The organism is Neorhizobium sp. CSC1952 (assembly GCF_030378245.1).
In the GTDB taxonomy this organism is placed as follows: Bacteria; Pseudomonadota; Alphaproteobacteria; order Rhizobiales; family Rhizobiaceae; genus Neorhizobium; species Neorhizobium oryzae_A.
In genome coordinates, this window is record NZ_CP128416.1 from 2,805,656 (window position 1) to 2,818,157 (window position 12,502).

Consider the following 12,502-nt stretch of genomic DNA (forward strand, 5'->3'; position numbering starts at 1 on the left):
GTCCGGAACCCTCAGGCAGACTCATGTCGGGCGTTCGATCGTCTCCGTCATATGCCGGCTTCTGCCGATTTCAAAGCCTTCCAGATCCTGTAGGGCGTTGCCGGCATGTCGAATTCCCTGACGCCCGCCCGGCGAAGCGCATCCACCACCGCGTTCATCAACGTCGGCAGGGCGCCGGTCGTGCCCGCTTCGCCGCCGCCCTTGGCGCCAAGCACGTTGGTCGGCGAAGGCACCGGCATGTCGACGAAGCGCGGCGTCGGCATGAAATCCGCCCGCGGCATGAAATAGTCCATGAAGGTGGCGGTCAGAAGCTGGCCGCTGTCGCCGTCGTAGACGATCTCCTCGCCGAAGACCTGACCGGCGCCCTGGGCGAGGCCGCCATGCATCTGGCCTTCGAGAAGCGTATGGTCGATCACGCGGCCCGCATCGTCGACGCCGATATAGGAGATGACCTTCGTCTCGCCGGTGCGGGGATCGATCTCCACCTCGGCCACATGCACGCCGCCCGGAAAATTGCGCTCCGGCTGGATCGAGGCCAACGTGTCGAGCGCATTGCCCTCCGGCGTGACGTTGCGGGCGGCGAGTTCCATGAGCGAGACGGAAAGGTTCGTGCCGGCGACCTTGTAATGGCCATGGTCGAACTCGATGTCGTTTTCCGAGGCTTCCAGCGCGTCCGCGGCGAGCTTGAAGCCTTTCTTCACCACCTCGCGTGAGGTGACCGTGAGCGAGGCGCCGTGCGAAGCCATGGTGCGGGAACCCATGGTGCCGGCGCCCTTCAGCCTGTGGGGTGCCTTCACGCTGTTGGCGCGGAGCGTGATCAGGTTCTCGTCGATGCCGAGCTCCCTCGCGACAAGCCGTGGCAGGACCGTCTCATGGCCCTGGCCGGCAGAACCGGAGAGCGTGTAGAGCGTGATCGTGCCGTCGGGCTCGAAACGGATTTCCGTTTCCTCCGGCATATGGCCGCCGCCCGACGGTTCGATGAAAATGCCCATGCCGATGCCGCGCAGGTTGCCGCGGCTTTCGGCCTCCCTGCGGCGCGCCTCGAAACCCTTCCAGTCGGAAATCGAGACCGCTTCCTCCAGCATGGCGACATAGTTGCCGCTGTCATAGACCGTAGTCGGCGTCCGGTAGGGATAGGCGTCGTCCGGGATCAGGTTCTTCCGCCGGATTTCGACCCGATCCATGCCGATGTCGGTCGCAGCCTGATCGACCAGTCGTTCCACCATATAGTTGATGTCGGGACGGCCGGCGCCGCGATAGGCGGCGATCGGAGAGGTGTTGGTGAAGGCGAGCCTGTTGAGGCCGAAAACGACAGGGATCCTGTAGCAGCCGGTGCCCGTCAGCATCGGGTTCAGCACGTTGATCAACGCGCCCGGCGGCGAATGATAGGCGCCGAGATCGCACACGACGCCGATGCGGATGCCGAGGAACTCGCCGGCCTCGTTCATGGCGAGTTCTCCGGTGAGCTTCACCGCGCGGCCATGGTAATCGGCAAGAAAGCTCTCGGTGCGGCTGGCGGTCCAGCGCACCGGGCGACAGAGCCTTCGCGTGGCGAGCATGATCGCCGCATATTCCGGATAGGCCGCACCGCGGATGCCGAAACTGCCGCCGACATCGCCCATATGATGCCGGACCTTTTCCGGCGGATGGCCGGTGAAGCGGGCAAGCCCATCGGCAAGGCCCGTGCCCTGGCTGGCGGAATAGACGTCGAAGACGTCCGTTTCCGGATCGTAGGCCGCCATGAAGGATTTCAGTTCGAGGGGATTGGCGGCGACGCGCTGCGATTCGACGGTAAGCTTCGAGATATGGGTGGCCCTGGCGAAGGCCTCGTCGGTTGCGGCCTTGTCGCCGAAGCCGTGCAGGAAGACCAGATTGCCGGGCACGTCGTCGAAGAGCTGCGGCGCATCCTCCTCGAGTGCCTTTTCGGCATCGACGACCGCCGGCAGTTCCTCGTACTCGACGGCGATGAGTTCGACCGCATCGGCGGCAGCTTCCGCGCTGTCGGCAACGACCAGGACGACCGGCTCGCCGACGAAGCGGACGCGGTCGGTCGAGAGCGCGTAGCGGACCGGCGCCCTGATCGTCATGCCGTCGACGCCCGGGAAGGAGATGAGCGGGCCGGGGGCGATCAGCCTGGCTTCGAGCGCATCCTTGCCCGTCAAAACGAGATGAACGCCGGGTGCCTCGATCGCCGCTTCCACATCGATCGAGACGATGCGTGCGTGCGGCTGGTCCCCCCTCAAAAACGCGGCGTAAAGCTGTCCATCCAGTCTCTTGTCGGCGGTATAGGCGCCTTGCCCGGTAACAAGCCTCGCGTCTTCCCGGCGGCCGGTGAAGACCTCATGATCATTGCTCAAAAGAACGTACTCCCCGGCAGGCACAAGCGATCGGTATCAGCCTCGCTGACACTGGCCGTGACGCTAAGGCAGGAGTTCCGATTTGACAAATGTTTCTGTCGCCCTGTCGGGCAGATTAGATGCAAGCTCGGGCCGAAAAGTCGGCGCGAGTCAGACTGCCGACAACGGTTCGAAAATCCCTGACCGTCATGCTCGGGCCTGTGCCGAGCATCTGCAAATCATTGACGTTTATAGATCCCCGGCACAAGGCCGAGGATGACGCCGGGCAAGACGCCAGGTTTGCCATCATGCTGGCCTGCGCCGAAAATCGGCGCAGGCTTCATCGGCCGGCCGGTCAACCGGCGGAGCGGACGAGCTCTTCGGCCTGGCGAAGTGCTGCGATGACGCGGTTCTGGCCGCGGACGAGCTGCGTCCTGGCGAAACCATGCTTGGCCGGATCGAGCTTGTCGAAATCGGCAGCCGTCGAGAGTGCCGGAAGTTCCGGGATCGGCAGGGCGGGATCGTGACGGAAACGCTGCTCGCGGGTATAGTTCAGCGGTACGAGTATGCGGGCGAGGCGCTGGATCACGTGGTTGGCCTTCTTCGCCTCCACCTTGCCGCCGTCGATGCCGGCATGAAAGGCAGCGAGTGCTTCAGCAAACGATTCCACGGCCTTGCGGGTCGGTGAAAGATCGAAGCGATCGCCGGCCTTCTTCTGATAGGTATCGACCGTGTCCAGGAATTCTCGTGCCGTCGCGCGCCAGTCGAAGGGCAGGATCTTCGCATTGGCATTGCGCAGCACGGCGAGCAGATAGACCTTGATGTCGCGCAGCAGGATATCCTTGTCGGCGATCTCCAGCGTGTCGTTTTCGGTGTGCCAGGCGATGTTGCCGCCGCAGCCGCCGACCGTGTAGTAGCCCTTTTCCTCCCGGTCGCGGTCCGCCATGGTCGAAGAGAGCATCAGGTAGCTCGAAAGGCCGATATTGTTGAAGGAATAGTCGCCGGCGCGGTGCGGGCGCTCGCCTTCGGCCTTTTTGCCGGCCACTTCCTCGATGACGTCGGAGAGGAAGGCTTCCGTCTCGCTCATCATGCAGAGGTTGATGAATTCCGTCGCCCAGCGGCAGCCGGGGCTGTCGCAATTGACGGACGCGACGCAGTTCTCGTCGAGGTCCAGCGCGAAATTGTCGGAGAACCAGGTGGAGCCTGCATAACGGCCGGTCGAATGGCCCGGCCACCAGCAGATGCGCACGGAGCGCTTCAGTTTGTCGCGATTGGCCCAGAGCACGCGGGCGATTTCGAGGAGGGTCGCGTCGCCGGTGGCGTTGTCGCCGACGCCAACGTCCCAGCTATCGAGATGGCCGTGCAGGAGGATGTATTTCTCCGGCTCGTCCGTGCCCTCGATGAAGACTTCCGGCAGCTTGGACGTGAACCAGCCTTCCTCCATGTCGGTGAAGACGGTGACCTCGGCGCCGGACTTGGCGAGCTCGATCAGCGCATCGCCGCTCTCGCGGTTGACGGCGACGGCCGGGATGGACGGCTTGCGGGGCAGGTCGTCGAGATCGGGCGTGCCCCAGACGGTGGTGCAGATGCCCCAATGGATATCGACGCCGGGATTGATGGCGATAACGCCGATCGCGCCGAGTTCGGTGAATTGCGAGACGAGGCCCGGATTGGCGAAACCTTCCGACAGCACGATCTTGCCGCGCACCCGGGCTGCGAGGTTGTCGGTGTCCTCGACGGCCTTCTCGAACATGGTCGAGATCGCCTTCGGCTGATGGCTGCTGATGTAGACGAGCTCGCCCTTCACGCCGGCCTTGGCATCCTTGGCATAAGCCGGCGGCTTGGCGCGAAACGTCTTGCCGCCGGCTTCGACGCGGGCAAGCCCCGGCAGGCTGAGATAGAGGCTCGGCTCGTGCATGGTCACATTGACGCCGTGCTTCTTCAGCCGCGCGGCCACTTCGTCCATGCCGCGGTTCACATCGGTCGGATGTTCGCGCTTGTAGGTCGCAAAGCTTTCGATCAGCGCCCAGGGTTCATCCAGCTTCACCGCTCCCAGAACGGCGGATTCGATCTCGTTCATCTCCGGTACTCCCCATATTGTTTTATCAGATGAAACATCGTTTCATAAAACATGAAAACGCTAACAGAGGTTTCCGGGCGCCGCAAGCGGGTTCGGAGGGCAAGAAATCGCACTGACGAAAACGGGCGCTAAAAGCGCCCGCGGATTTTCCTGTGATGATTTTCATTGGTGGACGTCATCCTCGCCCTTGTGGCGAGGATCTAACCACGTTTGATGCGGACAGATTCTCGGGACAAGCCCGAGAATGACGCATGAGGGGGCGCTGTGCCTCTAAGCCATTGATTTCACGCGGCCGTTCTCACCCGGGCCGTGGATCGACAGGCGTTCGGAAATTTCCGCCGCGGCGTCGAGCGCCGCCTTCAGATAGGTTTCCCGGCGCTCCTCGTCGAAGCGGACGACCGCGCCCGCGACCGAGATCGAGGCGATCACGGCTCCGTCGGCGCTGCGGATCGGCGCGGCCACCGAGAAGGCGCCGTCATCGAGGTCGTTGAGCACGATGTTGTAGCCGTTCGCCCGGATGCGTTCGAGCACCTGGCGCAGCTTGGCGCGATCGGTGACCGTATGCGGCGTGAAGGCTTCGAGGGGCTGGGCGAGCACGGTTTCGACGACGGACGGATCGGCATAGGCAAGCAGAAGCAGCGATCCGCCGCCCGCATGCAATGGGCCGTTGCGTCCCGCCTGGGCGAAAAGCCGGATCGAATGATAGCCGGCGCGGGTGGCGAGCACATAGCTTTTCAGCCCCTCCCGGATCACGAGATTGACGTTCTCCGACGTCTTGTCGCGCAGGGCATCCATCACCGGCCGGGCGGCATAGAGCAAGGCGCCGTCCTTGCCGAGCCGTTCGCCGAGCACGCCGATGCGGTAGCCGAGCGAATATTCCGCGCGTTCCGGGTCTCGCGACACGAAGCCTCGCTCCTCCAGCGTATGCAGCAGCCGGAAGACGAGGGATTTGGTCATGCCGAGGGATTTCGCCAGCGAGGTGACGCCCTGTTCCGGACGGTCGGCCAGTGCTTCGAGGAGGGCAAGCGCCCGGTCCACGGCCGCGATCTTGTAGTCTTTCGGTTCGGTCATCGGATGCGTCCTCCGTCGTCTCAACATGGATTGCTTGAAGCTTCTTGCAATCTTCTGGGAATGTGATTTACTCGTTTGCAATGCGAAACGATGTTTCACAGAATAAAACATTGCACGCTGCGATGCAATCGCTTCCGGCGTTCGGCGATGAAGCTGTGGATTGAAGGCCGTTTTCCGGTGCGTGCGATGCGTGCCGGAGAGAGATTTCGGAATTCGCAAAGCAAGGGAGCCAACCCTTTGCCAACAAAGAGAATAGTCAAACTATTCAGAGGAGAACGACAATGAAGTCCGTGTTGAAAAGTGCATTTGCAGCGCTTGTGGTGACAGCCGTCGCTCTGCCCGCCTGGGCCGGCGATCCGATCCGCAAGATCACCCTCCTGAGCCGTCCGCAGGCCGGTCAGCAGGCGGAATTCCAGTCCGTCCAGCTCATTGCCCAGGAATGGCGCAAGCTCGGTCTCGACGTCGAGGTCAAGGCGATGCCGTGGGAACAGATGTCCGATGTCGTCTGGTACAAGCGCAACGACTGGGACTCGACCGCCTGGCAGATGGTCGGCCGTCCCGAGCGCTCCGACCCCGACGAGCTCATCTTCAACCTCTTCCATTCCTCGACCGCGGAGAACGGCTATAATTTCGCGGGCTACCTGAACAAGGATTACGACGCGACCGCCGAGGCGCAGCGCGGCGAGATCGATCCGGAAAAGCGCAAGGCGCTCGTCTACAAGGCGCAGGAGATCCTCAGCAAGGACCAGCCCTACATGATGCTGGTGCATCCCAAGTCGACCTTCGCCTTCGACAAGACCGTCTGGAAGCCGGAATCGGTCGTCAACCAGAGCGGCATCGGCATCCGCAACACCTGGACCTTCCTGGGCATCGAGCCGGCCGGCGCCAAGAAGGACCTGATCATCAACTCCTCCGACAATATCAAGTCGATCAACCCGCTCTATATCTCGGGCAGCGTCGACAGCTGGATCACCGAACTCGTCTGGGACCGCCTGCTGCGCGTCGGCCCGGACGGCCTGCCGAAGCCGTGGGCGGCCGAGAGCTTCACCTGGAAGGATGCGACCACGGTCGACGTGAAGTTGAAATCCGGCCTGAAGTGGCATGACGGCCAGCCGGTGACGCCGGAAGACGTCAAGTTCTCCTTCGAAGCGGCCGTCGGCGGAGAGGCGCCGATGTACAAGCCCTTCGCCACCAATATCGACTCGATCGCCATCGATGGCGACGTGATCACCTTCAAGCTGAAGAAGCCGGCCGCCTCCTTCGTCACCTCCAGCCTTGCCAAGATCAACCTGATCCCGAAGCATGTCTGGGAACCGATCCTGAAGGACCTCGCCGCCAAGCCGGAAACGGCGGAAAGCTACCAGGAGCAGATGCCGATCGGCTCCGGCCCGTTCAAGTTCGTCAGCTGGGCGAAGAACGAGTCCGTCACGCTTGCCGCGAACAAGGATCACTTCAATCCGCCGAAGGTGGACCGCTGGATCCTGCGCATCGTTCCGAATGCGGAAGCCGCCCTCGGCATGCTGCGTTCGGGTGAGGTCAATTTCATGGGCGAGTTCACCGGCGATCCGCAGGTGCTGGTCAACGCAGCCCAGCAGGACGGCGATCTGGAAGTCGTCTCGACGGTCGACATGGGCTTCCGCTACATCGCCTTCAACGAACGCCGGCCGCCCTTCAACGATCCGGCCTTCCGCCGCGCGCTATCGGAAGCGGTCGACCGCCAGCTGATCGTCAAGGCCGCCTATCGCGGTTTCGCGGTCGCCTCGAATTCCATCGTCTCTCCGGCGCTCGAGTTCTGGCACGACAAGTCGGTCGTCGAAAACTTCAAGGCAGGCCAGGCCATCGCGGCGAAGACCTTGAAGGATGCGGGCTACACGCTGGAAGGCGGCAAGCTCCACTATCCGGGCGACAGCAAGGAAACCGTCGCCGCCAAGTGATCCTTCGGGAGGCGGCGGGCTCCTCCCGTCGCCGCCTCCCTCTTTTCCCGACGCTTGACATCGGCTTCTCCTCTCGTTCCGCGCGAAGGGGGTCGAGCCAAGAGAAGGATTTTTTCAGATGAGCAATTTCAAGGCCGTGGGCAGCAGGCTGCTGCAGCTCGCTCTTGTCCTGTGGGCGGTGGTGACCATCCTCTTCCTGATGTTCCGGCTGATGCCGGGCAATCCGATGGCCGCCTATATCGACCCGACCTTCACGCTGGAGCAGCAACAGCAGCTCATGGCCCAGTTCGGTCTCGACAAGCCGCTCTGGCAGCAATACCTGATCTATCTCGGCAATCTCCTGCAGGGCGAACTCGGCCAGAGCTTCCGCTATCGCGAGCCGGTCGGGCAGCGCATCTGGACCCTGCTGCCGAACACGCTGATCCTGACTTTCTCCTCTTTGATCATCGCCTATGCATTCGGCATCCTGGCCGGCGCCTATCTCGCCTGGCGGCGCGGAAGCTGGGTGGAGCAGGCGGCCATCCCGATGGTGCTGACGACCCGCGCCATGCCGGAATTCTGGCTCGGCATGGTGCTGCTGGCGATCTTCTCCTTCTCGCTCGGCTGGTTTCCGGCGGGCGGCACGCGCGACCCCGGCGCGGAATATTCGGGCCTGCTCGACCTTTACACGTCGCGCGACTTCCTTGCGCATCTGGTCCTGCCGGCCGCGACGCTCGCGATCTACAGCCAGGGCCTGCCGCTCTTGCTGATGCGTTCCAACATGCTGGACGTGATGAAGGAGGACTTCGTTACCATGGCCCGCATCAAGGGGCTTTCGAACTGGACGGTGGTGGTGCGCCACGCGGCGCGCAACGCGCTGCTGCCGGTCATGACCTCGTTTGCGATCGCCGTCGGCTACCAGCTCCAGGGCAATGTCGTGGTGGAATCGGTCTTCTCCTGGCCCGGCCTCGGCCGCGAACTGGTGAATGCGGTCGCCGCCTCCGACTATCCGCTGGCGCAGGGCGCCTTTCTGATGATCGCGCTCGTCGTGATCCTGATGAACCTGCTGGCCGACATGCTTTACGCCATTCTCGATCCGAGGGTCTCGCATGCCTGAGATCGCCATTCCCAAGAGCACCATTTCCAAGGCCGCGGGTATAAGAAGACCCCATATCTTCGTCCGGATTTTCCAGGCGCTGAAGCTGCCGGTCAACGATCCGTTCGCGGTGGCCGGCCTCGTCATCTATCTCGTCTTCGTCGTGGCGGCGGTGTTTGCCGATCAGATCGCCACGCACGACCCGACCGAGATCCTCTACACGCCCTCCTACGATCTGGCGGCGGACCTCCGGCCGGGGCAGGACGGTTTCCTGATGGGAACCACCAGCCTCGGCCGGGACATCTTCTCGCAGCTCGTCTACGGCAGCCGCTCGGCGCTTCTGATCGGCGTGACCGCCGCCTTCATGGTGGCGCTGATCGGCTCGATCATCGGGCTCGTCGCCGGTTACTTCGGCCGGTGGGTGGATGCGGTGCTGATGCGGCTCGCCGACATCGCCTTCGGCATCCCGTTCCTGCCTTTCGTCATCGTGCTCGCAGCCTTCCTGCAGCCTTCGATCTGGAACGTCGTCATCGCCATGGCGCTGGTGCTCTGGCGCGATACGGCCCGCGTCATCCGCAGCCAGGTGCTGACGCTCAGGACCCGCGGCTATGTCGAGGCGGCGCGGGTGGCGGGCTCTTCCGATTTCAAGATCATCCTGCGCCATATCGCGCCGAACATCCTGCCGCTTTCCTTCCTCTACGGATCGATCGCGATCGGCTGGGCGATCCTCACCGAAGCCTCGATCAGCTTCCTCGGCTTCGGCGATCCGGATTCGATCAGCTGGGGCTACATGCTGCAGGACGCGTTCGCGAGCCAGGCGCTCGCCAAGCAGGCCTATTACTGGTTCGTGCCGCCGGGCGTCTGCATCATCCTCGTCGTCAGCGCGGGCTTCTTCATCACCCGCGGTTATGAAAACATCCTTTTCCCGAAGTTGAACCGATGACAGAAGCCCTTCTTTCCGTCAGGGATCCCCTTCTTTCCGTGAGGGATCTTCGCGTCAGCTATCAGGTGGGGCGCAATTTCGTCCATGCGGTGGATGGCGCGAGCTTCGACATTCCGAAGGGTTCGATCACCGGCCTTGTCGGCGAATCCGGCTGCGGCAAGACCACCGTCGCCCGGGCGCTGACGCGCGTCATAGCCGACAATGCGACGATCTCCGGCGGGCAGATCCTGTTTAACGGCAAGGACCTCGCGAGGATACCGGAGAAGGAGATGAATGCGCTGCGCTGGCGCGACATCGCCTTCATCCCGCAGAGCGCCATGAACTCGCTCGATCCGGTCTACACGGTCGAATACCAGCTCGGCGAGGTGCTGCGGCGTCGCGGCGGCATGAGCAGGGCCCAGGCGCGCAAGCGTTCCGAAGAGCTGTTCGACATGGTCGGCATCGATCCGGGCCGGCTGACCGATTACCCGCACCAGTTTTCCGGCGGCATGCGCCAGCGGGTGGCGATCGCGCTTGCCCTTGCGCTCGACCCGAAGCTGATCATCGCCGACGAGCCGGTGACGGCGCTCGACGTCATCGTGCAGCGGCAGATCCTCGACCAGCTCAAGGAGCTGCAGACGCGGCTCGGCATCTCGGTCATCCTCGTCACGCACGACATCTCGGTCGTCGCCTATATCTGCGACCGAACCGTCGTCATGTATGCCGGCAAGGTGGCGGAGTCGGGCAGCATGCAGGCGGCGCTGACCGCGCCGTCGCATCCCTACACGATGGGCCTGCGCAACGCCTTCCCGGACCTGCAGGGCGCAGCTTCCGGCGTGCTGACGCCGATCGAGGGTGCGCCGCCGAACCTCGCAAATCCGCCCACCGGCTGCCGGTTCAAGCCGCGCTGTCCCTTCGCGCTCGATCTCTGCGGCTCGGAGCCGCCGGTCGTCGATGTGGCGCCGGGGCATCCGGTGCTCTGCCATCGCGCATCCGAAAGCGCAGCCTTACGCATAGAAGCCGCCAAGACGGAGACCTGGATGGCCCGCGCATGAATATAGCGACCAGGAAAACCGACGTTCTCGTCTCCGTGCACGATGCCAGGCTGCATTACCGTGTCGGCGGCGCCTTCGCCGCGATGCGCGGCAAGTCGACGGTCGTGAAGGCGGTCGACGGCGTCACCTTCGACATCCGCCGCGGCGAAAGCGTCGGGCTGCTCGGCGAATCCGGCTGCGGCAAGACCTCGATGGGCCGGCTGCTGCTGAAGCTCGAAGAAACCACCGGCGGTTCGATCCATTTCGACGGCGAGGAACTGGGCAAGGTCCAGCGCAAGGGGTTGAAGACGTTCCGCTCCAGGGCGCAGCTCATCTTCCAGAATCCGTTCGACGCGATCAACCCGCGCTTCAGCATCCGCGCGACGCTCTCCGAGCCGCTGGAGAATGCGGGCATCCCGCGCGGTGAGCGGGAAGGCCGCATCATCAAGGCGCTCGAACTCGTCCGCCTGCCCGAGCCGGCGCAGTTCCTCGACCGTTATCCGCACCAGCTTTCGGGCGGCCAGCTGCAGCGGGTCGTCATGGCGCGGGCGCTGATCCTGCAGCCGGAATTCGTCGTGGCCGACGAGCCGGTCTCCATGCTCGACGTTTCCGTCCGGGCAGGGGTGCTCAACGTCTTCCGCGACGTGCGCGACCGGCTGGGGCTGACCGCCATCTATATCAGCCACGATCTGGCTTTGGTGCGTTATGTCTGCGAGCGGACGATCGTCATGTATCTCGGCCGCATCATGGAGGACGGACCGACCGAGGATATCGTCCATCAGCCGTTGCATCCCTACACCAAGGCGCTGGTCGCCGCGGTGCCGGTGCCCAATCCCGACCAGAGCCATGATCCGTTGCCGATCGGCCGCGGTGCGCCGGATCCGCGCAACCCGCCCTCCGGCTGCGTCTTCCGCGACCGGTGTCCGTCGGCGCACGCGCGCTGCGCGGCGGAAGTGCCGCAGCCGCGGCAGGTCGGCACGCGCACCGTCGCCTGTCATCTGTTTTGAGCGGAGGTTTCGATGTTAGCTGCCACCTACACACGTACCGGTCCCGCCGCGGAAGTTCTCTCCGTTGGCGAAATGGCTGCGTCGGTCGCAGGCCCCGGTGAGGTGCTGGTGCGGGTTCACGCCTCGGGTATCAACCCCGCCGACGTGAAGCGCCGCGCCGGCTGGCGCGGCATGGGGCTCGATCATCCGCTGGTCATTCCGCATACGGATGGGGCAGGCGAGATCGTCTCGGTCGGTGAGGGCGTTGATCCCTCCCGTGTGGGCGAGCGGGTCTGGATGTGGAATGCGCAAGGCGGATATGGCGAGGCGGGGCGCGCCTTTGGCACCGCGGCCGAGTTCATCGCCATCGCCGCGCATCAGGCGGTAAGGCTGGCGGACAGCCTGAGCTATGCCGAGGGCGCCAATCTCGGCGTGCCCGCCATGACCGCCTACCGCGCCGTCTTCGCGGACGGTCCTGTCGCCGGCCAGACGGTCTTCGTCAACGGTGCGGCCGGCGCCGTCGGGCATTTTGCCGTGCAGATGGCGGTTGCCGGCGGCGCGAAGGTGATCGGCACGGTCAGCAATCCCGAAGCGGCCGCGCATGTGATGGATGCCGGCGCTTTCGCGACCATCGACCGCAAAAGGGAAGATGTCACGGCGCGGGTTCTCGAGCTGACGGAAGGCGCGGGTGTCGACCGCATCGTCGAGGTGGATTTCGGTGCCAATCTGGAACTCGATGCGGCCGTCCTGAAGCGCAACGGCACGGTCGCTTCCTATTCGTCGAGCAGCAACCCGGCGCCGACGCTTCCCTACTACGCTTTTGCCAGCAAGGGCGCCAACCTGCGCTTCATCCAGGGTTTCCTGATCCCCGAGGCTCAGCGGCTGGCCGGCGAGAAGATGATCGCCGAGCTGGCCGATGCCGGCAGGCTCAAGGTCGCGATCGGCGCGACATTTCCGCTTCACGACATCGCCGGAGCTCATGAGCGCGTAGAGCGCGGCAGCCTCGGCAATGTCGTCGTCCTGATCGGGGGCCGGCCATGAGCTCCCGATCTCTCCATTCCATT

The 12,502-nt window shown here is 63.9% G+C and carries 9 protein-coding genes; 6 read left to right on the forward strand and 3 right to left on the reverse strand.

The features are described from left to right. Window positions 1–47: 47 nt before the first annotated feature. From QTA58_RS13645 to QTA58_RS13655, 3 genes are all read right to left on the reverse strand, one after another. Window positions 48–2,357 carry a xanthine dehydrogenase family protein molybdopterin-binding subunit gene (locus tag QTA58_RS13645; protein WP_289669262.1) on the reverse strand — a complete coding sequence of 770 codons (2,310 nt, stop codon included), beginning with the start codon at window positions 2,355–2,357 and terminating at the stop codon, window positions 48–50. A 334-nt stretch (window positions 2,358–2,691) separates the two neighbouring features. After that, window positions 2,692–4,416, reverse strand: a complete 1,725-nt coding sequence (locus tag QTA58_RS13650; RefSeq protein ID WP_289669263.1) for a M28 family peptidase — start codon at window positions 4,414–4,416, stop codon at window positions 2,692–2,694. Between the two features lie 270 nt (window positions 4,417–4,686). Then, window positions 4,687–5,487: an IclR family transcriptional regulator gene (locus QTA58_RS13655; RefSeq protein WP_289669264.1), complete on the reverse strand. Its 801-nt coding sequence runs from the start codon at window positions 5,485–5,487 to the stop codon at window positions 4,687–4,689. A 281-nt stretch (window positions 5,488–5,768) separates the two neighbouring features. Here QTA58_RS13655 and QTA58_RS13660 point away from each other — a divergent pair, with 281 nt between their 5' ends. The 6 genes from QTA58_RS13660 (at window position 5,769) to QTA58_RS13685 (ending at window position 12,479) form a co-directional block, all read left to right on the forward strand. Next, complete coding sequence (locus QTA58_RS13660; protein WP_289669265.1) at window positions 5,769–7,421, forward strand: ABC transporter substrate-binding protein; 1,653 nt, start codon at window positions 5,769–5,771, stop codon at window positions 7,419–7,421. A 118-nt stretch (window positions 7,422–7,539) separates the two neighbouring features. Continuing rightward, window positions 7,540–8,517 (forward strand): ABC transporter permease, encoded by a 978-nt coding sequence (locus QTA58_RS13665; RefSeq protein WP_289669266.1) that lies wholly within the window; start codon window positions 7,540–7,542, stop codon window positions 8,515–8,517. Continuing rightward, window positions 8,510–9,439 (forward strand): ABC transporter permease, encoded by a 930-nt coding sequence (locus tag QTA58_RS13670; protein WP_289669267.1) that lies wholly within the window; start codon window positions 8,510–8,512, stop codon window positions 9,437–9,439. Before QTA58_RS13665 ends, QTA58_RS13670 begins: the two co-directional genes overlap by 8 nt. Then, window positions 9,436–10,473 (forward strand): ABC transporter ATP-binding protein, encoded by a 1,038-nt coding sequence (locus QTA58_RS13675; protein ID WP_289669268.1) that lies wholly within the window; start codon window positions 9,436–9,438, stop codon window positions 10,471–10,473. Before QTA58_RS13670 ends, QTA58_RS13675 begins: the two co-directional genes overlap by 4 nt. Further along, complete coding sequence (locus QTA58_RS13680) at window positions 10,470–11,459, forward strand: ABC transporter ATP-binding protein (RefSeq protein WP_085420462.1); 990 nt, start codon at window positions 10,470–10,472, stop codon at window positions 11,457–11,459. Before QTA58_RS13675 ends, QTA58_RS13680 begins: the two co-directional genes overlap by 4 nt. A 12-nt stretch (window positions 11,460–11,471) precedes the next feature. Beyond that, entirely contained in the window at window positions 11,472–12,479 is a 1,008-nt protein-coding gene (locus tag QTA58_RS13685) for an NADPH:quinone reductase (protein ID WP_289669270.1), read from the forward strand. The last annotated feature ends 23 nt before the right edge of the window (window positions 12,480–12,502 follow it).